The 24,071-nt window shown below is 62.8% G+C and carries 24 protein-coding genes; 15 read left to right on the plus strand and 9 right to left on the minus strand.

Annotated features, from left to right (window positions below):
* Positions 1-211: 211 nt before the first annotated feature.
* Entirely contained in the window at positions 212-1,318 is a 1,107-nt protein-coding gene (aguA, locus tag K3F44_RS18335; RefSeq protein ID WP_220632749.1) for an agmatine deiminase, read from the minus strand.
* A gap of 176 nt (positions 1,319-1,494) precedes the next feature.
* Positions 1,495-4,395, minus strand: coding sequence for an aminotransferase (locus K3F44_RS18340; RefSeq protein WP_220632750.1), 2,901 nt, complete (start codon positions 4,393-4,395; stop codon positions 1,495-1,497).
* A 178-nt stretch (positions 4,396-4,573) separates the two neighbouring features.
* On the opposite strand from K3F44_RS18340, the gene rfbB reads away from it, so the two are divergent.
* The 7 genes from rfbB to K3F44_RS18375 are packed head-to-tail and all read left to right on the plus strand — an operon-like array spanning position 4,574 to position 11,645.
* Positions 4,574-5,656 carry a dTDP-glucose 4,6-dehydratase gene (rfbB, locus tag K3F44_RS18345; protein WP_101322530.1) on the plus strand — a complete coding sequence of 361 codons (1,083 nt, stop codon included), beginning with the start codon at positions 4,574-4,576 and terminating at the stop codon, positions 5,654-5,656.
* Complete coding sequence (gene rfbA, locus K3F44_RS18350) at positions 5,653-6,528, plus strand: glucose-1-phosphate thymidylyltransferase RfbA (RefSeq protein ID WP_101322531.1); 876 nt, start codon at positions 5,653-5,655, stop codon at positions 6,526-6,528. The genes rfbB and rfbA overlap by 4 nt, the downstream gene beginning before the upstream one ends.
* Positions 6,525-7,064 (plus strand): dTDP-4-dehydrorhamnose 3,5-epimerase, encoded by a 540-nt coding sequence (gene rfbC / locus K3F44_RS18355; protein ID WP_150570501.1) that lies wholly within the window; start codon positions 6,525-6,527, stop codon positions 7,062-7,064. The genes rfbA and rfbC overlap by 4 nt, the downstream gene beginning before the upstream one ends.
* Before the next feature lie 5 nt (positions 7,065-7,069).
* Positions 7,070-7,930, plus strand: a complete 861-nt coding sequence (gene rfbD / locus K3F44_RS18360) for a dTDP-4-dehydrorhamnose reductase (protein WP_220634206.1) — start codon at positions 7,070-7,072, stop codon at positions 7,928-7,930.
* A gap of 39 nt (positions 7,931-7,969) precedes the next feature.
* Positions 7,970-9,784, plus strand: a complete 1,815-nt coding sequence (locus K3F44_RS18365; protein ID WP_101322533.1) for an ATP-binding protein — start codon at positions 7,970-7,972, stop codon at positions 9,782-9,784.
* Entirely contained in the window at positions 9,781-11,193 is a 1,413-nt protein-coding gene (locus K3F44_RS18370; RefSeq protein WP_150573328.1) for a sigma-54 dependent transcriptional regulator, read from the plus strand. The genes K3F44_RS18365 and K3F44_RS18370 overlap by 4 nt, the downstream gene beginning before the upstream one ends.
* Positions 11,190-11,645, plus strand: coding sequence for a YiiD C-terminal domain-containing protein (locus K3F44_RS18375; protein ID WP_220632751.1), 456 nt, complete (start codon positions 11,190-11,192; stop codon positions 11,643-11,645). The genes K3F44_RS18370 and K3F44_RS18375 overlap by 4 nt, the downstream gene beginning before the upstream one ends.
* Here K3F44_RS18375 and cysQ read toward each other — a convergent pair.
* Together cysQ and nudE are read right to left on the minus strand one after the other, a co-directional pair.
* A complete protein-coding gene (cysQ, locus tag K3F44_RS18380) occupies positions 11,634-12,461 on the minus strand; it encodes a 3'(2'),5'-bisphosphate nucleotidase CysQ (protein ID WP_220632752.1) in 828 nt (275 codons plus the stop codon). The genes K3F44_RS18375 and cysQ overlap by 12 nt on opposite strands.
* On the minus strand, positions 12,458-13,024 hold the full coding sequence (nudE, locus tag K3F44_RS18385) for an ADP compounds hydrolase NudE (RefSeq protein WP_150570505.1): 567 nt from the start codon (positions 13,022-13,024) through the stop codon (positions 12,458-12,460). The genes cysQ and nudE overlap by 4 nt, the downstream gene beginning before the upstream one ends.
* Before the next feature lie 64 nt (positions 13,025-13,088).
* On the opposite strand from nudE, the gene yrfG reads away from it, so the two are divergent.
* The 3 genes from yrfG to K3F44_RS18400 all read left to right on the plus strand — a co-directional run bounded on the left by yrfG (position 13,089) and on the right by K3F44_RS18400 (position 14,764).
* Entirely contained in the window at positions 13,089-13,751 is a 663-nt protein-coding gene (gene yrfG / locus K3F44_RS18390; RefSeq protein ID WP_101322538.1) for a GMP/IMP nucleotidase, read from the plus strand.
* Positions 13,752-14,231: 480 nt separating this feature from the next.
* Positions 14,232-14,495, plus strand: a complete 264-nt coding sequence (locus tag K3F44_RS18395; RefSeq protein WP_150570507.1) for a hypothetical protein — start codon at positions 14,232-14,234, stop codon at positions 14,493-14,495.
* On the plus strand, positions 14,492-14,764 hold the full coding sequence (locus tag K3F44_RS18400) for a DUF3077 domain-containing protein (RefSeq protein ID WP_181089032.1): 273 nt from the start codon (positions 14,492-14,494) through the stop codon (positions 14,762-14,764). Before K3F44_RS18395 ends, K3F44_RS18400 begins: the two co-directional genes overlap by 4 nt.
* 165 nt (positions 14,765-14,929) lie before the next feature.
* On the opposite strand, the gene lysM is transcribed toward K3F44_RS18400, so the two are convergent.
* Complete coding sequence (gene lysM, locus K3F44_RS18405; RefSeq protein WP_101322541.1) at positions 14,930-15,370, minus strand: peptidoglycan-binding protein LysM; 441 nt, start codon at positions 15,368-15,370, stop codon at positions 14,930-14,932.
* A 173-nt stretch (positions 15,371-15,543) separates the two neighbouring features.
* Here lysM and fdhD point away from each other — a divergent pair, with 173 nt between their 5' ends.
* The 3 genes from fdhD to K3F44_RS18420 all read left to right on the plus strand — a co-directional run bounded on the left by fdhD (position 15,544) and on the right by K3F44_RS18420 (position 19,424).
* A complete protein-coding gene (fdhD, locus tag K3F44_RS18410; protein ID WP_220632753.1) occupies positions 15,544-16,383 on the plus strand; it encodes a formate dehydrogenase accessory sulfurtransferase FdhD in 840 nt (279 codons plus the stop codon).
* Positions 16,380-18,719 carry an FdhF/YdeP family oxidoreductase gene (locus K3F44_RS18415; protein ID WP_101322542.1) on the plus strand — a complete coding sequence of 780 codons (2,340 nt, stop codon included), beginning with the start codon at positions 16,380-16,382 and terminating at the stop codon, positions 18,717-18,719. The genes fdhD and K3F44_RS18415 overlap by 4 nt, the downstream gene beginning before the upstream one ends.
* 222 nt (positions 18,720-18,941) lie before the next feature.
* Complete coding sequence (locus K3F44_RS18420; RefSeq protein ID WP_220632754.1) at positions 18,942-19,424, plus strand: glycine zipper domain-containing protein; 483 nt, start codon at positions 18,942-18,944, stop codon at positions 19,422-19,424.
* 69 nt (positions 19,425-19,493) lie between these two features.
* On the opposite strand, the gene K3F44_RS18425 is transcribed toward K3F44_RS18420, so the two are convergent.
* Positions 19,494-19,928: a thioesterase family protein gene (locus tag K3F44_RS18425; RefSeq protein ID WP_101322544.1), complete on the minus strand. Its 435-nt coding sequence runs from the start codon at positions 19,926-19,928 to the stop codon at positions 19,494-19,496.
* Positions 19,929-20,151: 223 nt separating this feature from the next.
* Between K3F44_RS18425 and K3F44_RS18430 the strand changes: the two genes are divergently transcribed.
* Both K3F44_RS18430 and K3F44_RS18435 read left to right on the plus strand, forming a co-directional pair.
* On the plus strand, positions 20,152-20,496 hold the full coding sequence (locus tag K3F44_RS18430; RefSeq protein ID WP_224785581.1) for a hypothetical protein: 345 nt from the start codon (positions 20,152-20,154) through the stop codon (positions 20,494-20,496).
* Positions 20,496-20,768: a type II toxin-antitoxin system RelE/ParE family toxin gene (locus K3F44_RS18435; protein ID WP_220632755.1), complete on the plus strand. Its 273-nt coding sequence runs from the start codon at positions 20,496-20,498 to the stop codon at positions 20,766-20,768. The genes K3F44_RS18430 and K3F44_RS18435 overlap by 1 nt, the downstream gene beginning before the upstream one ends.
* Before the next feature lie 65 nt (positions 20,769-20,833).
* On the opposite strand, the gene K3F44_RS18440 is transcribed toward K3F44_RS18435, so the two are convergent.
* The 3 genes from K3F44_RS18440 to K3F44_RS18450 form a co-directional block, all read right to left on the minus strand.
* A complete protein-coding gene (locus K3F44_RS18440; protein ID WP_150573324.1) occupies positions 20,834-22,378 on the minus strand; it encodes a phosphoenolpyruvate carboxykinase in 1,545 nt (514 codons plus the stop codon).
* A gap of 179 nt (positions 22,379-22,557) precedes the next feature.
* Complete coding sequence (gene hslO / locus K3F44_RS18445) at positions 22,558-23,460, minus strand: Hsp33 family molecular chaperone HslO (RefSeq protein ID WP_101322546.1); 903 nt, start codon at positions 23,458-23,460, stop codon at positions 22,558-22,560.
* Between the two features lie 101 nt (positions 23,461-23,561).
* The gene (locus K3F44_RS18450; protein ID WP_101322547.1) at positions 23,562-23,963 is read right to left on the minus strand and encodes an RNA-binding S4 domain-containing protein; all 402 of its coding nucleotides are present in this window, start codon (positions 23,961-23,963) and stop codon (positions 23,562-23,564) included.
* Between the last annotated feature and the right edge of the window lie 108 nt (positions 23,964-24,071).

Below are 24,071 nucleotides of genomic sequence, written 5' to 3' on the forward strand. Positions count from 1 at the left end.
CAAAACCGACTCACTTGCTGCATTCATTTCAACACGTACTCCCTGGGCCCGTGAGCGGCTAACTTACGTTGAGTTTGTGACAGATCGGTTTAAACCTATCTGCTTGAAACACAATGGGAAACGATACAAGAGGTGTGCCATTTACCGCGTCTGCCGTCGGCCGCGCATAAAAAAAGCCCGTCAATCGACGGGCTTCTTTTCTATCAGAGAGTTAGCGCTTGTGCGGCGCCGGTTGTTGCTGAGTCAGGCAGTGGATGTTACCGCCACCGAGCAGCAGCTCGCGTCCGGGGATCATCACCACCTCATGGTTGGGGAAGATCTTCGCCAGGATGGCTCTAGCTTCGGCATCTGCCGGGTCATCGAAGCTCGGCGCGATGATGCCGCCGTTGACGATCAGGAAGTTCACGTACGAGCCCGCCAGGCGCTCGGCAGGGCTACGCTCCTGGCTACCGGCCACCTGGTCGACGCCTGCGCACTCTTCTTCGGTTGCGTAAAGCGGGCCTGGGATCGGCATCTTGTGCACTACAAAGGTGCGGCCTTTGGCGTCACGGGTGTTTTCCAGCACTGCCAATGCGGCGTGGCAGCGCGCGTAGTTGGGGTCGTTGGAATCATCGGTCCAGGCCAGTAACACCTCACCTGGGGCGACGTAACAGCAGAAGTTGTCGACGTGGCCATCGGTCTCGTCGTTGAACAGGCCGTCAGGCAGCCAGACAATGGTGTCTACCGCCAACTGGTCGCGCAGGATCTGTTCGATCTGCTCGCGGCTCAGGTGCGGGTTGCGGTTACGGTTGAGCAGGCATTCTTCGGTGGTGATCAGCGTGCCTTCACCGTCGACGTGGATCGAGCCGCCTTCAAGCACGAAGCCTTCAGTCTGATACCGCTGGCAGCGTTCCATTTCGAGAATTTTGGTGGCGACGTCTTCGTCACGGTTCCACGGTGCATACAAGCCACCATCAAAACCGCCCCAGGCGTTGAAAGCCCAATCGACACCGCGCACTTCGCCGTGGTCGTTGATCACGAAGGTCGGGCCGGTGTCACGCACCCAGGCGTCGTCGTTGCTCAGCTCGACCACGCGGATGTTAGGCAGGTCGAGCTGGCGCCGGGCGTTCTGGTATTGAGCAGCAGACACCCCAACCGTCACCGGCTCAAAGCGGGCGATTGCCTTGGCCAGGGTCACGTGCGCCGCCTGCACCGGCTTGCCACCGAGGCGCCAGTTGTCCGGGCGCTCGGGCCAGATCATCCAGGCCTGGGTCTGTGGCGCCCACTCGGCAGGCATATGGAAGCCATCGGCGCGGGGAGTCGAGGTGAGGGTTTTCATCGGTGTCCTCTGCATTACAGTTGAGGTATGTGCGGGCGTACAGGGTAGCCCGGCATGCACTGAGAGCAGTTATAGCCGATAATTATCTGTAATTATAGTGACGAGGAAGAAAATACAGACGAAGGGCCGCCTCAATAACCGATAACAATCGAGTATTGAGACGACCCAGTTCGCTGCTAGAGGCCTTCTTGCAGGATGCGATCCACACAATCGACGAAGTAATCGACGCTGGCCCGGGTGGTGCACATCGGTGGTTTGATCTTGAGAATGTTCAGGTAATCGCCGGTTGGCTGCATGAAGATGCCCAGATCGCGCAGGCGATTGCACAAGGTAGTGGTTTCTTCAGTGGCCGGTTCAAGGGTGTGCCGATCACGTACCAGCTCCAGCCCCAGATAGAACCCTGAGCCATGGGTAGCACCCGCCAGCGGATGTTTATCGACCAATGCCTGCAAGCGCGCCTTGAAGTAGCCGCCGACCTTGCGGGTGTTGTCCCACAGGCCCTCCTCCTGCATCACGTCGAGCACGGCCAGGCCGATCCGGCAACTGACCGGGCTGCCGCCGGCGGAAGAGAAGAAGTACCCCTCGGCTTCCAGCGCCTCGGCGATCTCACGACGGGTGATCACCGCACCCAGCGGCTGGCCGTTGCCCATGCCTTTGGCCATGGTGATGATGTCCGGGGCAACACCCTGTTGCTCGAAGCCCCAGAAGTAATCACCGAGGCGGCCATAACCGACCTGCACCTCATCGGCGATGCACACCCCACCACGGGCACGGACCTTGGCGTAGGCCTCGCGCAGGTAGCCCGGCGGCAGCGAAATACCGCCGGCGTTGCCGTACACCGGCTCGCAGATCATTCCCGCCAGCTGACGGCCGCGGGCGTCGAGGTCGGCCAGCTTGGCATCGACGTCACGCAGGTAGTCAGCGGTGCTGTCATCGCCGCGATAGCGACCGCGGAAGGTGTTCGGCGCCTCGACCGGATGCACCCAGTCCGGGCGGGTTTGCAGCGCTTGCGGGTTGTCGGCGATCGAGGTGGAAATCGCATCGGTAGCCACCGACCAGCCGTGATAAGCCTCCAGCACGCTGATCAGGTCACGCCCGCCACTGTAAGCCCAGGCCAGACGGATGGCGAGGTCGTTGGCCTCGGTGCCGCTGTTGACCAGAAACACCCGATCAAAGCCTTCCGGCGCCAGCGCCAGCAAGCGCTCGGAGAACTCCGCGACAGCGGCGTAGTGGAAGCGCGAGTTGGTGTTGAGCAGCGACCACTGCCGTGCCGACTCGGCGGCCATGCGCGGGTGGCCGTGGCCAAGCACGGCGACGTTGTTGAGCATGTCCAGGTACGAGCGGCCCTGCATGTCGATCAGGTAGTTGCGCCAGCCGCGCTCGATATGCGGCGGCTGTGCGTAGTAGTGTTTCTGCGAGCGGGCGAAGCTGGCATCACGGCGCGCCAGCAGCGCTTGCGCATCGGGCAGCGGCTCGGCGTCGCAGGCAAACCCCAGCAAGGCTTGCGGTGACGGGCACAGCGCCAGCCAGGCGGCCGCCGCTGAAGGCGTGGCGAAGAACGGCGGCTGCACGCTGCTATCGCGGCACAGCTGCACGCTGAGCAGGCTGCCAGTAGTGCCGAGCGCCTCACCCAGATTCAGCGCTTGGCCATCCTCCGGCATGCTCTGCAAGCCTTGCAGCCACAGGCTGAAATGCTCGCTGCGCAGGCAGCCATGGTTGGCGCTCACACGCTGCCATACACCAGCATGCGGCGCTTGCAGCGGGCTGCCCTCAGGTAGCTTCAGCTCGACACCGAGGGCACAGGTGGCCGGCTCGTCGGGACGGTCGATGTGGGTTTGCGACAGCCGATATTGCCCATGCAGGCTGCAAGCAAGGCCAGGTTCGGCGGCCAGCACAGCCTGATCAAAACCAGGCTGCTGCCAGTTGCCCGCCTCGCAGTGCCTGCTGAGCACGCCGAGGTCGACGCGGGTGACTGCCTGGCCTGCCAGCGCCGGCAGTAAAGGTGCGCAGTCGGTCAATGCAAGCGCCGGCAATTGCTGGCCAGCGGCTTGCAGAATCGCCGCTTCCATCAATGCTGCTGGCACACGGGTGGCGGTCTCGAAGATCTGCCACTCGTGGGCGATGTTGTCGCGGATGTATTGATTGTCCGGATCGACCGTCAGTTGCTGCTCGCTGCTCAGCACCAGCACCGCAGCACGCATCAACACCAGCGGCCACAGCGCCAGCAGCTCGGCCTCGCTGAGCAGATTGACCTCGTGATAGGCGCTGACCACCGGCAGAATCCGCAGCGGATCACCTTCGGCATGGTGCAGTAGCGCAGCACAGGTCACCGACAAGTCAGCGATGCGCCAGGTGCGTACCAGGTCGCCAAAGTCGATCACACCTTGCAACTGCCACTCGCGCTGGGCATCGCGCTGCCAGACCACATTGTCATCGGTGATATCCAGATGCACCGCTTGGCTCGGCAGTTGCGCCTGCACCTTGGCCAACACCTCAACTGCCTGCGCAACCACCGCCTGCAGCTGGGCGCGGCGCGGCGTATCGCCCAGCACCGGCAACAGGTGCTCGATCAACGCCTGGGCATGTTGCGGGTCCCACTGCAGGGTGCGCGCAAGGCCCGGATGGTCGAAGTCGACCAGGGCCAGGTCAACCTTCGCGCACAAGGCGCCGAGCTCGGCCATCAAACTGGCCGGCATATGCTTGAGGCGGGTCAGCGATTGCCCTTCGATATACTCGAGCACGCGCACGCGCAGAGGCTGGCCGTCGACGTCCAGCGCCAGCAGCGTCTCGCCGTTGCGCGCAGCGCGCACACCCGGCACCGGCACGCCCTGCTCGGCCAGATAGGCCAGCGCCGCATGCTGCGCCTGCAGCTCGATCTCGGCATAGCTGCCGTGGCAGGCCTTGAGCACGAAGCGGCCTTGGTCGCTGTCCAGGCGCAGGTTCAGGTCCTGTTGGCTGCCCAGCGCCTGCAGGTTGCCGTCGAGGTCAAAATGCGCCCTGAGCAAAGCATGTGCCTGCGCTTCGCTGAGCGAAGGGCTGGGCTGGCTGGAACGCTGAATCAGGGTGCTGAGGGGCATTTTGCGTGTGACCTCGGTTTTTTGGTCGCTTATATCGCCACTGCTGCGGCCGATATACAAGGGGCAGCTGCAAACAAGCCGACAGAACAGCTGCGCAAATCAATGCGCTTGTCAGTACCGGCGGCAATCGACAAGCTACGCTCCATCCGACGTCAACCGGTTTTACAGAGGCAGACTGATGCGCATACTCGTCACCGGCGGTGCCGGCTTTATCGGCTCGGCGCTGATCCGCCACCTGATCACCCACACCGAACACGATGTGCTCAACCTCGACAAGCTGACCTACGCCGGCAACCTTGAGTCGTTGCAGCCGATCGCCAGCAACACCCGTTACGAGTTCGTCCAGGCCGATATCGCCGACCAGCCGCTGGTCAGCGCCGTGCTCGAGCGGTTCCAGCCAGACGCGATCATGCACCTGGCGGCCGAGTCGCACGTGGACCGTTCGATTGACGGCCCGGCAGCGTTCATCCAGACCAACATCGTTGGCACCTACGCCCTGCTCGAGGCCACCCGCGCCTGGTGGAGCAAGCTGCCGGCGGCGCGGCGCGAAGCGTTTCGCTTTCATCACATTTCTACCGACGAGGTCTACGGCGACCTGCACGGTGTCGATGACCTGTTCAGCGAAACCACCCCCTACGCGCCCAGCTCGCCCTATTCGGCCAGCAAGGCGGCGTCCGACCACCTGGTCCGCGCCTGGCAGCGTACCTATGGCCTGCCGGTGCTGCTGACCAACTGCTCGAACAACTACGGCCCGTATCACTTCCCGGAAAAACTGATTCCACTGGTGATCCTCAACGCCCTCGCCGGCAAGCCGCTGCCGGTATATGGCAACGGCCAGCAAGTGCGCGACTGGCTGTTTGTCGAGGATCATGCCCGCGCCTTGCTCACTGTGGTCAGCCAGGGTCAGGTCGGCGAGACCTACAACATCGGTGGCCACAACGAGCAGACCAACCTCGACGTGGTCCGCGCCATCTGCGCCCTGCTCGATGAGCTGGCACCCCAGCATCCGGCCGGGGTCAGCCAGTACGCTGACCTGATCACCTTCGTCCAGGACCGCCCAGGCCACGACCTGCGCTATGCCATCGACGCCAGCAAGATCGAGCGCGAACTCGGCTGGGTGCCGGCCGAGACCTTCGCCAGCGGCCTGCGCAAGACCGTGCAGTGGTACCTCGACAACCGCGAGTGGTGCCGTAACGTCCAGGATGGCAGTTACCAGGGCGAGCGGCTGGGCAACACCCAATTCAAGGATCTGATCTCATGACCAAAGGCATTGTCCTGGCGGGCGGCTCCGGCACCCGTCTGCACCCGATCACCCTCGGCGTGTCCAAGCAGCTGCTGCCGATCTACGACAAACCGATGATCTACTACCCGATCTCGGTACTGATGCTCGCCGGCATCCGCGACATCCTGCTGATTTCCACCCCGCAGGACTTGCCGCAGTACCGCCAGCTGTTCGGCGACGGCAGCCAGTTCGGCATCCACCTGAGCTATGCCGAGCAGCCTTCGCCGGATGGCCTCGCCCAGGCGTTCATTATCGGCGAAGAATTCATCGGAAAAGACCCGGTGTGCCTGATCCTCGGCGACAACATCTTCCACGGCCAAGGCTTCAGCGAGCAGCTGCTGCGCGCAGTCAGCCAGCCGTCCGGAGCAACGGTGTTCGGCTACCTGGTGAAAGATCCGGAGCGCTTTGGCGTGGTCGAGTTCGACGAGCAGGGCCGCGCCCTGTCGATCGAAGAAAAACCCGCTGTGGCCAAGTCCAACTACGCCGTCACCGGCCTGTATTTCTACGACAACGATGTGGTCGAGATCGCCAAGGCCGTGCGCCCCTCGGCACGCGGCGAGCTGGAAATCACCGACATCACCAATGCCTACCTGCAACGCGGCGACCTGCGCGTCGAGCGCTTTGGCCGTGGTTTCGCCTGGCTCGACACCGGCACCCACGAGAGCCTGCTGGAAGCGTCGCAATATGTGCAGACCATCGAAAACCGCCAAGGCCTGAAGGTCGCCTGCCTGGAAGAAATCGCCTTCCAGAAGGGCTGGATCTGCCGTGAGCAACTGCTGGCCAAGGCTGAAGGCTTGAAGAAAACCGGCTACGGCCAGTACCTGCGCAAACTGGCTGAAGAGTACCCATGAACGTCATCGCTACCGACATCCCTGATGTATTGATCATCGAGCCAAAGCTGTTTGGCGACAGCCGTGGCTTTTTCTTCGAAAGCTTCAATGAGCGCGCCTTCAAGGAGCAGACCGGGGTCAGCATCAACTTCGTTCAGGACAACCACTCGCGCTCGCAAAAAAACGTGCTGCGCGGCTTGCACTATCAAGTGGAAAACCCACAAGGCAAACTGGTGCGCGTGGTCCAGGGCGAAGTGCTCGACGTTGCGGTAGACGTGCGCGTTGATTCGCCGACCTTTGGCCGCTGGGTGGCCACCCGGTTGAGCGCCGAAAGCCATCGCCAGTTCTGGATTCCACCGGGCCTGGCCCACGGCTTTTTGGTGCTGAGCGAGTCGGCCGACTTCCTCTACAAGACCACCGACTACTTCAACCCGACTGCCGAGCGCTGCATCCGCTGGGACGACCCGGACCTGGCAATCGACTGGGGGCTGGTCGAAGCGCCGTTGCTGTCGGCCAAAGACCAGCAAGGGCTGAGCTTTCGTGAGCTGTTCCCATGAAGCCACTGAAGATTCTCATCTGCGGCCACAACGGTCAGGTCGCGCAGGCCCTACAGGCACAATTCAAAGGCCGAGCTGACGTGCACGCCCTGGGCCGCGATCGGCTCGATCTGGCCCGTCCCGAACAGCTGCGCACGCCGCTGCGCGAGCTGGCTCCGGACTTGATCATCAACGCCGCTGCCCACACTGCCGTCGACCAGGCCGAAAGCGAGCCGGAGCTGGCTTTCGCGATCAATGCCCAAGCCCCGCAGGTGCTGGCTGAAGAAGCCGCCCAGCTCGGTGTGCCGTTGATCCACTACTCCACCGATTACGTCTTCGACGGCAGCAAAGCCACGCCCTACACCGAGCACGACGCGCCCAACCCTTTGGGCGTGTACGGCAGCAGCAAGCTGGCCGGTGAACAGGCGATCACCGCCGTTGGCGGCCAGCACCTGATCCTGCGCACCAGCTGGGTCTACTCGCAGCACGGGCGCAACTTCCTCCTGACCATGCAACGCCTGTTGCAGGAGAAACCGCAACTGCGGGTGGTCGCCGACCAGATCGGCGCGCCCACCTGGGCCGGCACCATTGCCGCCAGCACCCTGGCCTTGTTCGAGCGCTGGCAGGCCGGCGATGCGGGGGCCTGGAGCACTTACCACCTGAGCGCCCAAGGTGAAACCTCGTGGTTCGGCTTTGCCGAGGCGATCGCCGCGCAGCTCAAGGCGCGCGGCCTGCCTTGCGCCGAGCTGATCCCGATCAGCTCCAGTGAGTACCCAACCCCTGCGCAGCGCCCAGCCAATTCGCGGCTGGACTGCTCGCTTCTGGCGCAACAGTGGCACGTCAGCCAGGCGCATTGGCGGGACGCGCTCAACGACTGCCTGAACTAGCGCATAATTGCGCCAGACTCTTTCTGGCGCAGTTGGCACATGATGCACACCCCGACCTCCCCGCGACGCCCCCGCTGGCGCAGCCTGGCCCTTCTGGCAGTGTGCCTGGCGCCGCTGCTGTGGCCGCTGCATCACCTGGCCGAACGCTATTACCAGGACCAGCTCGCCTCGCAGAATCGCCAGACCCTCGACCTGTACGTGGCCAACCTGCTCGGCACCCTGCACCGCTACGAAACCTTGCCGCAGATCCTCGGCGAGCTGCCGGCGCTACGCCAGGCGTTGGCCGATCCGTTCAAGATCGAAGCAATCACCAACGCCAACCGCCTGCTCAAGGACATCACCCGCCAGACCGGGGCCGAGGTGATGTACCTGATGGACGTCAGCGGCAACACCCTGGCCGGCTCCAACTGGGATAAACGCGACAGTTTCGTCGGTCGTAACTTCGCCTTCAGGCCGTATTTCATCGAAGCCATGGAAGGCCGCCTGGGGCGCTTCTTTGGCCAAGGCACGACCTCAGCCAAGCGCGGCTACTTCTTCGCGGCTGCGGTGCGCGATGGCGAGCGGGTGATCGGCGTGCTGGTGGTCAAGGTCGACCTCGACCACACCGAAACGCTCTGGGGCAATACCCCCGAGCAACTGCTGCTGACCGATCAGAACGGCGTAGTGGTGCTGACCTCGCGCCCGGACTGGCGCTTCCGTGCCACCCGCCCGCTGACTCCGGCGGAGCGCTCGGCGATGCTCGCCATCCAGCCCTACCCGACCCAGGCACCGCAGCCGCTGAACCTCAACCCCGAGGCCTGGCTGATCCAGACCCGCGACATCAAGGAAACCGGCTGGCAGGTGAGCATCCTTGCCCCGCACATCCTCATCGACCGCTCGGTGCAGACGGTCATGGCAATTGGCGCCGGCGCACTGCTGGTGTTGATCCTGCTGACCGGTTTGGTGATGCAGCGCCGGCGCCACTATATCGACCGCATCGACCTCGAAGCCCGCGGCCGGCAGGACCTGGAAAACCGCGTGGTGGCCCGGACCGCCGACCTCGAAGGCCTTAATACCCTGCTGAAAAGCGCCGTGCTCGAGCGCGAGAGCGCCCAGCAGGAACTGGTCCGCGCTCAGGACGAGTTGGTCCAGGCCGGCAAGCTGTCGGTGCTCGGCACCATGTCGGCAAGCATCAGCCACGAGCTCAACCAGCCGCTGGCGGCGATCCGCAGCTACGCCGAAAACGCCGAAGTGCTGCTCGACCATGAACGTACCGAAGACGCCCGCGGCAACCTCAAGCTGATCGGCGAGCTGACCGGGCGCATGGCCTCGATCATCGCCCACCTGCGTGCCTTTGCCCGGCGTGATCGCCATGCGCCGGAAAGCGTCGCCCTGCAACCGGCGCTGGACGACGCCCTGGCCCTGCTGGCCAAGCGTCGCCGGGCGATGGCGGTGGAGCTGGTTCGCGACCTGCCGGACGCGCCGCTGTGGGTTCAGGCCGGCGAAACGCGCCTGCGCCAGGTGCTCGGCAACCTGCTCGCCAACGCCCTCGATGCGCTCACCGAAAAAGCCAACCCGCGCAAGCTGTGGCTGAGTGCCGAACGGCGCGACGAGCACGTCTATCTGTACATTCGCGACAACGGCCCAGGCTTTACCCGCCAAGCGCTGGAGCGCGCCAAGGAGCCGTTCTTCACCACCAAGACCCGCACCCAAGGCCTCGGCCTGGGCCTGGCGATCTGCGAGAGCCTGATGCTCGCGCTGGACGGTGAACTGCTGCTCGGCAACCACCCTGAAGGTGGCGCCCTGCTGACCTTGCGCATGCGCGTGGCCAAGCCCGGCGCGACCCTGCCCACTTCGGAGGACCCCTCGGCATGACGCCCGAGACGACACTGATCGACAGCCGTACCCAGGTGATCCTGGTCGACGATGATCCGCACCTGCGTCAGGCCCTGGGCCAGACCCTCGACCTGGCCGGGCTCAAGGTAGTCACCCTGGCCGATGCCCAGGGCCTGGCCGAGCGCATCGAGCCAGACTGGCCGGGCGTCGTCGTCAGTGATATCCGCATGCCCGGGATCGACGGCCTGCAACTGCTCGAGCACCTGCGTGGCCGCGATCAGGAGCTGCCGGTGCTGCTGATCACCGGCCACGGCGACGTGCCGCTGGCGGTGCAGGCGATGCGCGCCGGCGCTTACGACTTCCTTGAAAAACCCTTCGCCAGCGACGCCCTGCTCGACAGCGTGCGCCGCGCCCTGGCTCTGCGCCGGTTGGTGCTGGACAACCGCAGCCTGCGTCTGGCCTTGAGTGATCGCCAGCAACTGTCGACCCGCCTGGTGGGCCAGTCGCCGTCGATGCAGCGCCTGCGCGACCAGATCGGCGCCCTCGCCGGCACCCGCGCCGATGTGCTGATTCTCGGTGAGACCGGTGCCGGCAAAGAGGTCGTCGCCCGCGCCCTGCATGATCTGTCGAGCCGCCGCGATGGCCCGTTTGTGGCAATCAACGCCGGCGCCCTGGCAGAGTCAGTGGTCGAGAGCGAGCTGTTCGGCCACGAGCCTGGCGCGTTCACCGGCGCGCAGAAGCGCCGCATCGGCAAGTTCGAATTCGCCAATGGCGGCACGCTGTTCCTCGACGAGATCGAGAGCATGAGCCTGGATGTGCAGGTGAAACTGCTACGCATGCTGCAGGAACGGGTGGTCGAACGCCTGGGCGGCAATCAGCTGATCCCGCTGGATATCCGCGTGATCGCCGCCACCAAGGAAGACCTGCGCCAGGCTGCTGACCAGGGCCGGTTCCGTGCTGACCTGTATTACCGCCTGAACGTCGCACCGCTGCGCATCCCTGCACTACGCGAGCGCGGCGACGATATCCTGGTGTTGTTCCAGCACTTCGCCGATGCCGCCAGCCAGCGCCACGGCCTCGCCCCGCACAGCCTGCAACCGGCGCAACGGGCACTGCTGCTGCGCCATGACTGGCCGGGTAACGTCCGCGAGCTGCAAAACGCCGCGGAACGCTTTGCCCTCGGCCTGGAACTGGCCCTCGACGGCCAGCAGCCGCCCGCCACGGCCAGCGCCGCGCCGCTGCTCAGCGGCAACCTCAGCGATCAGGTCGAGCAGTTCGAGCGCTCATTGATTGCTGCCGAACTGACCCAGCCACACAGCTCCATGCGCAGCCTCGCCGAAGCGCTGGGCGTGCCGCGCAAAACCCTGCACGACAAGTTGCGCAAGCACGGCCTGAGCTTTGCTGATCATGCCGGCGGCGCTGACGATCACGAGGACTCGCGCCCATGAGCGACGACCGCCAATATCTGCAAGAAGTACTGCACAGCGACATCCCGTTGACCCGCGAGATGGGCCTGCAAGTGCTCAGCTGGCAAGACCAGTGCCTGCAACTGCAGCTGCCGCTGGAGGCCAACGTCAATCACAAAAGCACCATGTTTGGCGGCAGCCTGTACTGCGCGGCGGTGCTGGTGGGTTGGGGCTGGCTGCACCTGCGCTTGCGCGAGGCGGGCATCGATGACGGCCATATCGTCATTCAGGAAGGCCAGATCAGCTATCCGCTGCCGGTCACCGGCGCCGCGGTCGCCCGGTGCCAGCCGCCGCAAGACAAGGCCTGGGAGCGCTTCGTGACGATGTACCAGCGCCGAGGGCGAGCGCGCCTGACGCTGGATACGGTGGTCAGCAACAGTGGCAGCACGGAGCCCGCCGTCACGTTCAGCGGGCAGTACGTGCTACATCGCTGAAGCGAGCTTGATCAGTGCCTGGCGCCACGGGGCGGCGCTGGGCAAGGCCAGGAAGAATGGGTTGAGCAGCGACTCCCGCGCCGGGTACCGGAACGGCTGGCCGTCCAGGCCGATCACCTCACCGCCAGCGCCTTCGAGCACGCCTTGTGCAGCAGCAGTGTCCCACTGCGAGGTCGGTGCCAGGCGCGGATAACAATCGGCTTCACCCTCTGCCAGCAGGCAGAACTTCAGCGAGCTGCCGACGCTGACCAAGTCCAGCTCACCCACTGCACCGCTCAAGCCAGCCAGCAGCGCTTCCTGCTGTGGGCTGGAATGACGGCGGCTGGCGACCACCGTGAATTGGGCGTCAGCAGGCGGCGCAGTGCGCACCCGGATTGGCGCAGCTGGCGCGTCCTGATCGGCGCGCCAGGCGCCCAGCTCGCGGCCACCGAAGTAGCAGCGGTTGTTGGTCGGCATGCTGACCACGCCAAACACCACTTCGCCCTGCTCGATCAGGGCGATGTTGACAGTGAACTCTTCGCTGCCGGCAATGAATTCCTTGGTCCCGTCCAGCGGATCGACCAGCCACCAGCGGCTCCAGCCGGCGCGTTCGGCGAGGGCAATGTCGCAGTCTTCTTCCGACAGCACCGGGATCTGCGGCGCCAGCGCCTGCAAGCATGCAGCGATGACGTGATGGGCCGCCAGATCGGCAGCGGTGACCGGCGAATCATCCGCCTTGGACATTACCGCCACATCAGCGCGCCAGTGCGGCAGGATCGCTTCGCCGGCAGCCAGCGCCAGCTTGACCACTTCGTGCATCAGTTGTTGATCGTTCATACGCTGAGCAACCCGCGCTGGGTGAGCATGTCCCGTACCAGGTACAGCGCCGCCAGTGCGCGGCCTTCGCTGAACTGCGGGTGCATCGCCAGGGCCGACAGCTCGCGCAGGTTTACCTTGTCGACACCCATCGGCTCCGGCTCGTCGCCTTCGAGGCGTTCCTCAAAGAGGTCGGTCGCCAGCACCACCTGGATCTTCTGGCTCATGTAGCCCGGCGACAGCGACAGCTCGGTCAAGTGTTCCAGCTGGCGTGCGCCAAAACCGGCTTCTTCCTTGAGCTCGCGGTTGGCCGCCGCCAGCACATCCTCGCCCGGCTCGATCAGGCCCTTGGGCAGCGACAGCTCGTATTCGTCGGTGCCGCCGCAGTATTCCTCGACCAGCACTGCATGCTCGGCGTCGAGCATCGCCACGATCATCACCGCGCCATAGCCATTACCGCGCCCGACCAACCGTTCGTAGGTCCGCTCGACACCGTTGGAAAAGCGCAGCTCGACGGATTCGACCCGGAACAAACGGCTATTGGCGACGATTTCGCGGCTGAGGACGGTGGGTTTCTGGCGCATGGGGCAGCTCCTTGGCGTGAACGGGTTACTATACCGTGGCTAGCCGACTGATCGAGAGTTTCCCATGCCTGTTCTTCCCTGGTCTGCCATCGACACCGTTCTGCTCGACATGGACGGCACCCTGCTCGACCTGCACTACGACAACCAGTTCTGGCTGCAACACCTGCCCCAGCGCTACGCCGAGCTGCACGGTATCAGCCGGGCGATGGCCGAGCTCGAGCTGCAGCCGCTGTTCGAGCGTAACGCCGGCACGCTGAACTGGTACTGCCTGGACTTCTGGAGCCAGGAGCTGAACCTGCCGATCCGCGAGCTGAAGCAAGAGATCGCCGACTTGATTGCCCTGCGCCCGGATGCCGATACGTTTTTGGCGGCGATTCGCAAAGCGGGCAAGCGTGTGGTGATGATCACCAATGCCCATCGTGATTCGTTGTCGTTGAAGTTGGAGCGGGTGGAGCTGGCGGGGTATTTCGAGCGTTTGATCAGCTCGCATGATTACGGCTATCCCAAGGAAAGCCCGCTGTTCTGGGATGCCTTGCAGGCCGATATCGGTTTCGATCCGGCGCGCAGCTTGTTCATTGATGACACCCTGGCGATTTTGCGCAGTGCGCAGCGGTATGGGGTCGGGCATTTGCTCGCGGTGCGGCAGCCGGACAGCAAGGCAGCGCCGCGGGATACTCAGGAGTTTGCGGCGGTTGATGATTATCGGGAGTTGTTGGCGGGGTTGTGAGCAAGGCGCGAGATTGCCGGGGGCGCTCTGCGCCCCTTTCGCGACACAAGGCCGCTCCTACAGGGGACCGCGCAGGTCGACACTACGCGGTCACTGTAGGAGCGGCCTTGTGTCGCGAAAGGGCCGCAAAGCGGCCCCAATCCACCGATCCAAAGCCGTAAGACATTTCCCAAACTGCAACCAAATGCTTCAAATCGACGTCGCTTCGGAACTATCCTACGCGCCTTGCCGAACCTTCGCTGTTGTCGGGGAAATGGCTCAGGGATAACGTCCTTGGGTTGCCGTTTTCCGGTGACCGGGTGTGAGAACCCGTTGAATGAATCACGCGGCAAGCCGTTATGGCGGCCGTGCGCGGGCGGACTTCGGTCCGGCCGAGTTTTCCTTGATTCCCTCGGTTTCTCACCCCGCGCACGGCTGCCACCCTCGATCCCTGAGAAAGTCGAGCGGCAGCCTCCGTCAATGGAATTGAGGAGTTTTGCCATGAAAAAAATCGTCCCCGACCCACCCACCGCCAGCGTCTTCTACGCCTCCATCCAACCCGACCTGTACCCACCCGACGCCCTCGCCCACGCCAGCGAACTATTGCGCGGAGTTTCAGCAACCCTGGAGCAACACTGCCGCACCCATACCGGTGAGCCAGGTACCCACTTGCTGATCAATGCCGGCCACTGTACCGATACCGCACGCGGGTTGGTCGAGCACGTATTCCATCGGCTACAGGCACGTCAGGAGGCAACGGCATGAGCGACCACCCACGTACAGACGTTACCGTTGGCGTCGAAACGTTTTTCGAGGCAGGCGACAAGCCCTGTCATATTTTCCGGGTAATGCCGGGGGTGCCGTTTGAACATGCCTATGAGCAGGTGTCGGTGTTGCTTGGCTATATCAAGCACCTGGTCCGCGAGGGCGACATGGAGAATGATCACAAGCTGTTGGGGGCAGCGGATTATCTGAGTGCGTTTGCCAAGGCGATCATGGATGACATCGAGATAGCGCGGAACAGGATGCACTGATAGAGGGTGTGATATTCGGGATTTTGGGGGCGCTCTGCGCCCCTTTCGCGACACAAGGCCGCTCCTACAGGGGACCGCGCAGGTCGACACGACGCGGTCACTGTAGGAGCGGCCTTGTGTCGCGAAAGGGCTGCAAAGCAGCCCCAATACGCGGACCTGAATTCCTTACTCAGGAATCCGCAAAACCTGCCCCACATAAATCTTGTCCGGATGCGACAACATCGGCTTGTTAGCCTCAAAAATCTTGTTGTACTTGTTCGCGTCACCATAAACCCGCTTGGAGATCGCGCTCAGCGTGTCACCCTTCACGACAGTGACGAAAACAGCCGCCTTAACCACCGGACCGGTCACGGTAATCTGGTCGTCAACGCTGGCCACACCTTCGATGTTTCCCGCCGCGAGAATGATCTTTTCCTTCTCCTCCTGGCTGGCCACGTCGCCCGTGAGGGTAATCTTGTCCCCATCAACCGTAGCGGTGATATTGGGGTTACCCAGCCCCACCTTGCTCACGTGCTCCTTGATCTGCTCTTCGGCCTTGGCATTGCCAGGCGTGAGCAGGTCGATCAACTTCTCGCCGGCTTCCTTCACGAAACTGAATAGGCTCATTGCGCGCTCCATGTTGATAAATCCTCGGAACGGCAAGTCTAGGACAGGTTTGCCCAAACCGCCCGGGTGCGACCAATCGACGCGCTCTATCACGGCATAGAACCTTGCGATTAGACGTCGCCGACGCACAAGCCTAGGCTTGTGCACTAATGAGCCAGACGGTACTGCGCCCGATGAACAGCAAACCTCCGGTCTGCGCGGCGTCCACTGCACTGTCCCTGCCTGCCGCCAGCAACACCTACGACTACGTCCAACTCAGCGATGCCGAGCGTGCCAGCACGCCGCTTGCCGAAGAAGTCGCGCTGGCGATCGCCTACAACGGCTTGAGCCAGGCCGTAATGCTGGTCAGCCCGACCGATCTGGAAGATTTTGCCGTCGGTTTCAGTGTCGGCAGCGGCATCGTCGAAAGCACCGATGAAATCTACGGCGTAAAGCTTTCTGGCAGTGGCTCGGCGCTGTATGCCGACCTGGAGATTGCCAGCCGGGCGTTCTGGAACCTGAAAAACCAGCGCCGCCAGTTGGCCGGTACCAGTGGCTGCGGCCTGTGCGGTGTCGAAGCGTTGGAGCAAGCGCTGCCAGAACTGGCCAGCCTGCCCGGCGCGCCGCTGCCGCCGGTCGAGTGGCTGCACGACCTGCGCCGGCGCATCGATCAGTTTCAACCGCTGGGCCAGCACTGCGGTGCAGTCCATGCGGCGTTGTTCATGAATAGCCAAGGTGAGCTGTTGCTGGGCCGTGAAGACATCGGCCGGCACAACGCGCTGGACAAGTTGATCGGCGCCTTGCTGCGCGAGCAGATCGACACCCAGGGCGGCCTGGCCATCGTCACCAGCCGCTGCAGCCTGGAACTGATCCAGAAGGTGCTGCGCGCAGGCATCCAGACCCTGGTCAGTTTGTCGGCGCCCACCGGCCTTGCCCTGCAATGGGCGCGCAAGCATCAGCTCAACCTTATTCATTTGCCCAAACACAGTGCACCACGGGTGTTCAGCCCCGTGGCGGAGTCGAAATCGCCGTGACCTCCCATCAGAAGCTTCCGCAAGAACAAACCCCACCTCGCTACAAGCCCTACAACGGCGCCGCCGGCGGCTGGGGTGCGCTGCGCAGTGTGGCCAAGGCTTGGGTTGGCAGCGACAACGCACTGAAGAACATCCGCGCTCTGCTCAAGACCAACCAGAACGGCGGTTTCGACTGCCCGGGCTGTGCCTGGGGCGACTCGCCTGAAAGCGGCATGGTCAAGTTCTGCGAGAACGGCGCCAAGGCAGTCAACTGGGAAGCCACCAAGCGCCGTGTCGATGCGGCCTTCTTCGCTCGCCACAGCGTGACCTCGCTGCTTGAGCAGAGCGATTACTGGCTCGAGTACCAGGGTCGCCTGACCGAGCCGATGCTGTACAACCCGGCCAGCGACCGTTACCAGCCGATCGACTGGGACAGCGCCTTCGCCCTGATCGCCCAGCACCTGAACGGCCTCACCAGCCCGGACCAGGCCGAGTTCTACACCTCGGGCCGGGCCAGCAACGAAGCGGCCTACCTGTATCAGCTGTTTGTCCGCGCGTTCGGCACCAACAACTTCCCGGACTGCTCGAACATGTGCCACGAAGCCAGCGGCGTGGCCCTGGGCCAGAGCGTCGGGGTCGGCAAGGGCACGGTGACCTTCGATGATTTCGAGCACGCCGATGCGATCTTCGTCTGGGGCCAGAACCCCGGCACCAACCACCCACGCATGCTCGACCCGCTGCGCGATGCGGTCAAACGCGGCGCACAGGTGATCTGCGTCAACCCGCTCAAGGAGCGTGGCCTGGAGCGCTTCCAGCACCCGCAGAACGCGCTGGAGATGCTCACCAACAGCGACCGCCCAACCAACTCGGCGTATTTCCGCCCGGCCCTGGGCGGCGACATGGCCCTGCTGCGCGGTATGGCCAAGTTCCTCCTGCAGTGGGAGCGCGAGGCCCAGGCCAAGGGCGAGCCGGCGATCTTCGATCATGTGTTCATTGCCGAGCACGGCCACGGCATCAACGAGTACCTGGCGGTGGTCGATGCCACCCCGTGGGATCAGCTGCAGGCCCAGTCGGGCCTGGAGCTGGCCGAGATCGAACAGGCTGCGCGCATGTACTGCAAGGGCAAGCGCGTGATCATGTGCTGGGCGATGGGCATCACCCAGCATCGCCACTCAGTGCCGACCATTCAGGAAATGGTCAACGTGATGCTGCTGCGCGGCAACATCGGCCAGCCCGGTGCCGGCCTGTGCCCGGTGCGCGGCCACAGTAACGTGCAGGGCGACCGCACCATGGGCATCAACGAGCGGCCGCCAGCAGCGCTGCTCAATGCCCTGCAACAACGCTTCGCCTTCCCGGTGCCGCGCGCCAACGGCCACAACACCGTCGAGGCGATCCACGCCATGCTCGATGGCCGTTCCAAGGTGTTCATCGGCCTGGGTGGCAACTTCGCCCAAGCCACGCCAGACACCGCGCGCACCGCTCAGGCGCTGCGCAACTGCGACCTGACCGTGCAGATCAGTACCAAGCTCAACCGCAGCCATCTGATGCATGGCAAGCAGGCGTTGATCCTGCCGTGCCTGGGCCGTACCGATATCGACATGCAGGCCGATGGCCCGCAGGCGGTCACGGTGGAAGACTCGTTCAGCATGGTCCACGCCTCCAATGGCCAGCTCAAGCCGCTGTCGAAACAGATGCGTTCCGAGCCTGCAGTGATTGCCGGTATTGCCGCCGCAACGCTGGGCAAGCGCCCGGTCGACTGGCACTGGCTGGTGGCTGACTACGACCGCATTCGCCAGCTGATCGCCGACACCATCCCCGGTTTTGCCGACTTCAATCAGCGCCTTAAACACCCGGGCGGTTTCTACCTGGGCAACAGCGCTGGCAGCCGCAAGTGGCAAACCGCGAACGGGCGCGCCAACTTCAAGGCCAATCTGCTGCCCGACTCGCTGCTCGATGAGCGCGTACGCGCCAGCGGCCAGTTGCCGGACCTGATCATGCAATCGATGCGCTCGCACGATCAGTACAACACCACCATCTATGGCCTGGATGACCGTTACCGCGGGGTCAAGGCGCAGCGCGACGTGCTGTTCGTCAACGAAGCCGACATCATTCGTCTGGGCTTCGCGCCTGGGCAGAAGGCCGATATCGTGTCGCTGTGGGACGATGGCATCGAGCGCCGGGTACGTGGCTTCACTCTGCTGGCCTACGATATTCCGGCTGGGCAGGCGGCGGCCTACTATCCAGAGGTGAACCCGCTGGTGCCGCTGGAGAGCATTGGCGACGGCAGCCACACGCCGACTTCCAAGTTCATCGCGATCAAGCTGGAACGTGCCAGCGACACCGGTCGAATCCTCTGACGGCATAGCCTCATCGGCTTTCTGGAGACCAAAAAAAGCCCTGTCCGCAATGGTCAGGGCTTTGTCTCAAGTAGCGTATGACAGGCAAAAAACGATTAAGTTTCATATTGAAAACAGTAACTTAGAGAATTGTGTACAACTCGTGTTACTCGTCGGATTTCAATTGCCAGAGTGCTCGCCGAGCCTCAAATTCGCCCTCGTCATCCCTCTGAGGTTCTCTTGATGAAGAAGTACTCCTCGATTCTGTTGTTGTCTTTTGGCTTGCTCAGCGGCGTTGCCATGGCAGGCGGCACGACTGAAGCAGGTATTGGCGGCGCACTGGGTGGGGTACTCGGCTCAGTGGTCGGCCAGCAGCTTGGCGGCAGCACCGGCGGCGCGATTGGCGCAGGCCTGGGCGGCGCAGCCGGCAGTGCGGTCGGTGCCGATAAACGTCAACGCGGTGAAGCCGCAATCGGTGGTGCCCTGGGCGCAGCCGGCGGTAACGTGATTGGTCGCAGCGTAGGCGGCACCAACGGCAGCTACATCGGTGCAGCCGCAGGCGGCGGCGCAGGTGGCGCGCTGGGTAACTACATGGGCAACAAGGCCGATGAAGACGAGCGCGACGAGCGTCGTTACCGTCGCGGCTACGATGACCGTCGTCACTACGACCGCGGCCACCACTATGGCCATCGCAAGCACAAGCCGAAACGCCACTGGCGTCACTGACAGCCAAGGGCTTAGCCCAGGCATCAAAAGGCCCCGCCCCTCCCGGTGGGGCCTTTGCATTTGCGCCCTTTAAAGGTTGGGCCGCAGGCCTGCGAGGGTCGCCTGCATGGCCTCAGGCAGCACGGCAGGCTGGCCTGAGCTGCGCTCGATGAACACCTGCACCAGGCTGCCCGCCGCACACGCCTGGGTCTCGCCTGGGCGGAACAGCGCCAAACGGTACTCAACGGTACTGCCAGCCAGCCGCGTCACGCCCAGGCCCACCTCGAGCACATCCGGAAACGCCGGCAAGGCGTAGAAGTCGGCTGCCGAGCTGATCACCAGGCCCGCCAGCGCGCCGTCGCGCAGGTCGAGCTCAGCCTGCTCTACCAGAAATGCCTGGATCGCGGTTTCAAAAAAGCCATGCACAGTAGCGCCAGCGATGTGACCGTTGACGTCGTTGTCTTGCGGACGGGTGAGGATTGGGTGGAAGTGGTTGAAGTCGGAGCGCAGGGGGGATTCGGTCATGGTTTGCCACGCGGGTTGGTTACATGAAGGCGAAGCTTCCCACAAAGGCTTGGGAAGTCATATAGTCGCAATCAATTGTAGATCGCATAGCATGGTCGCTCCTATGAAACCGAGACATACCCCCGTGCCTACACTACAACTCAATCATGCCGAGCTTCGGCGGATAGCAGAGACCGGCCGCGTCCATGCGACACATGTAGTAGGCCAGCCGGGTGGCTGGGCCGTGCAGATCAATGTCGATGAAAGCGAGCATCTGCTTACCGCCCAACGCAGCGGCAGTGTCAGGCTATTCAAGAAGCTGGAGACCTTGGTCGTTTATCTACATGAACTGGGCATTGATCACTTCGAGATCGACAGTTCCAATTACGATCCTCGCCAATTGAGCACTTATCAACGGCCTGATCGAGCTGAAGCGCTGAAGAGGGTGCATGATGCAGCCGCCTACGAGACTTGGTTTTTTGAACAAGTTGAGGCCAGCCTGAGTGATACAACGCCGGCGACGGATGACGAAGACGCCGAGAGCGCCTTCGCCGCCCGCCGGGCCGCGCTCAGGGCCAAACCGCACTGATGCGTCTGGTTTGGTTGAATATGGCTCTGGAAGACCGCTTGCGAATCATGAATATCATTGCCGAAAGCAACCCTGGCGCGGCCATCACGCTGGATACTGAATTCAGAGACAAAGCAAGGCAAGCGGCTCAGCAACCCAATCTATACAAGCAGGGGCGTTATCCCGGCACCAGAAAGATCGTGGTTCGCCCCAATTACGTGATGGTCTACCGCTGCGCAGGTGAAAAACTCGAGATTATTCGCATCCTGCATGCACGGCAGCAGTGGCCCTGAACAAAACCACAGTCAAAAAAAAGCCGCCCCTAAGGGCGGCTTCTATCCAGCGTACCGGTTAAAGCTTACAGCTTCGGCCCGGCAGCCTTGATTGCGTCGGAAACTTCAAACTTCTTGAAGTTCTCGATGAACAGCTTGGCCAGACCTTTGGCAGCCTCGTCGTAGGCAGCCTTGTCTTCCCAGTTGGTGCGTGGGTTGAGCAGGCTGGTATCAACACCTTCAACGGCTTTCGGCACGTCGAGGTTGATGATGTCCAGGTGTTCGGTTTCGGCACCCACCAGCGCGCCGCTCTGGATCGCAGCGATCACAGCACGGGTGGTCGGGATGCTGAAGCGCTTGCCAACGCCGTAGCCGCCGCCGGTCCAGCCGGTGTTGACCAGGTAGACCTTGGAGCCGAAGCCGTTGATGCGCTTGATCAGCAGCTCAGCGTATTCGCCAGCAGGACGCGGGAAGAACGGCGCGCCGAAGCAGGTGGAGAAGGTCGACTTGATGCCGCCGCCCGAACCCATCTCAGTCGAACCGACCAGCGCGGTGTAACCCGACAGGAAGTGGTAGGCCGCTTGCTCGTTGTTCAGGATCGACACTGGCGGCAGCACGCCGGTCAGGTCGCAGGTCAGGAAGATAACGGCATTTGGCTCGCCGCCCAGGTTCTTCTCGGAACGCTTGGCAACGTGCTCCAGCGGATAGGCCGCGCGGCTGTTCTGGGTCAGGCTGACATCGGCGTAGTCGGCGTGCTTGGAGGCGTCGTCGATGACCACGTTTTCCAGAACTGCGCCGTGCTTGATGGCTTTCCAGATGACCGGTTCGTTCTTCTCGGACAGGTCGATGCACTTGGCGTAGCAGCCGCCTTCGATGTTGAAGACAACGCCTTCGCCCCAGCCGTGTTCGTCGTCACCGATCAGGTAACGGCTTTCATCGGCCGACAGAGTGGTCTTGCCAGTGCCGGACAGGCCGAAGAACAAGGTGACATCGCCTTCTTCGCCGATGTTGGCTGCGCAGTGCATAGGCAGTACGTCAGCGGCCGGCAGCAGGAAGTTCTGCACCGAGAACATGGCTTTCTTCATTTCGCCGGCGTAACGCATGCCAGCGATCAGCACCTTCTTCTGGGCGAAGTTGATGATCACGCAACCGTCGGAGTTGGTGCCATCGCGCTCAGGCGAGCATTCGAAGTTGGCAACGTTGAGCACTTGCCACTCATCACGACCGGCCGGGTTGTACTGCTCCGGGTTGATGAACAGGCAACGACCGAACAGGTTCTGCCAGGCAGTCTGGGTGGTCATGCGCACTGGCAGGTAGTGCTCGGCGGCAGCACCTACATGAACGTAGGACACAAAATGGTCCTGGGCGTTGTTGAACGCTTCAACGCGAGCCCACAAGGCATCGAACTTGTCGGCCGGGAACTTGCGGTTGATCGGGCCCCAGGCAATTGCCTCGGTGGTGCTGGGTTCGTCGACGATGAAACGGTCAGCTGGCGAACGGCCGGTGCGGTGACCGGTTTTCACGACCAGCGCGCCAGTATCGGCCAGCTCGCCTTCACCGCGGGACAGCGCTTCTTTTACCAGCTCATCGACGCTCAGGTCGGTGTACACGGTGTTGTTGGCTTGCGTCATGAGATACCCCATCCGGCCCGAGGCCGAGTGCTCCAAACGTTTTGTAGTGGTCCGAAAAAAACGACTACAGCGAAAAAAGTGGCCGGATTATGCCAGAAAAGCCCAAAAAAAGTAGACCCCTCCTGTCAGAACTGCGGTTTATCGCAGAACGACAGGAGAATCCACTGCAATTAAACGTTTCAGTGACGTGTTTCTGCTGCGCCGCTTGTGCCGCCGCCAGCAAACAATTGCGTAACGTCGGTCGCATCAAACAGATAACGCTGATTGCAGAACTGGCAATCGACCTCGATTTGGCCACCATGTTCGACTACCAGCTGCTGAGCGTCTTCCTGACCGAGACTGACCAAGGCATTGCCTGAACGTTCCCGTGAGCAGCTGCAGCGGAACTGCAACGGCTGCAGGTCGAACAGGCGCACAGCCTCTTCGTGGTACAGGCGATGGAGCATGGTTTCGTTGTCCAGGCCCAGTAATTCCTCGGCTTTGACAGTGTTCGCCAAAGCCTTGACGTGGTTCCAGCTTTCATCGCGCTCATCGCTGTCTTTCTGACGGTCGGCAGGCAACTGCTGCACCAGCAAGCCACGGGCACGCGAGCCGTCGGCAGCCAGGGTGATGGTAGTGTTGATCTGCTGCGACATGACGAAGTAGTTGGTGAAGCACTCCGACAGGTCCTTGCCGTGCAGGTCGACCATGCCCTGGTAGCGCTGACCGTTGATCGGGTCGACGGTCAAGGCCAGCACGCCGTCTGGCATCAGGTCGGTGAGGGTTGCATCGGCGGCAATCTGGTCCGCCTCATAACGGGCCAGGCCACGGATGTCATGCTCGCTGGAGCATTCGATCATCAGCAACGGCACTGGGCCTTCAGAGCGCGCCTGCAGGATCAACAGGCCGTCGAACTTGAGGGTGCCCACCAGTAGCGCGGCGGCGGCCATCAACTCACCGAGCAGGAGCGCGACCGGCTGCGGGTAGGGGTGCTTGGCCAGCACTTCGGCATAACTGCGCTCCAGCCCGACCATCTCGCCACGCACGTCGCGGTCGTCGAACAGGAAACGTTGAGTGAAATCGGTAGCAGGGAGGTCGCTCATAAGGTTCTGGCTATCTGGAAAAATAATGTCCACATATTAACAGGCCTGGTACGGCCCACGCATGAGGCGCTCCCTGTCTCATCCTCTTACAACAGCACAGATCAGTCGAAGCTGCCGTGCAGCTGGTGGATCTGCCGGCGCTGTTTCTTGTTGGGCCGACCATCGGTCGTCATCCCCAGGGCGCCATCCTTGCGCTGCTGCGCGGCCTGCTCGCGGCGGCGGATGCTCTCTTCGGTTTCGCCATACAGCAGCTGCGCCTCAGGCGCGCCACGGCGTACCACCGACAGCGCCTTGACGACGATGGTGCGCTCGTCAAAGCCGGTACGCAGGACGAACTCGTCGCCCACCCGTGGCTCCTTGCCGGGCTTGCAGCGCTCGCCGCGGCAGTGCACCTTGCCGCTTTCGATGGCCGCCTTGGCCAGGGCGCGGGTCTTGTAGAACCGCGCGGCCCACAGCCATTTGTCCAGGCGTACCTTGTCGTCTTCTTCCGACTTTTGTGCCATCTCTTTACCTCGAATTCTGTCTTTAACCGAACTGTACTACCGTCACTGACGGATGCAAAAATTCTGCGCGGTGCTTAAAGTTCACCACCTTATCCCCAGGGTGTGATT

The organism is Pseudomonas sp. S07E 245, from assembly GCF_019599025.1.
In the GTDB taxonomy this organism is placed as follows: Bacteria; Pseudomonadota; Gammaproteobacteria; order Pseudomonadales; family Pseudomonadaceae; genus Aquipseudomonas; species Aquipseudomonas shirazensis.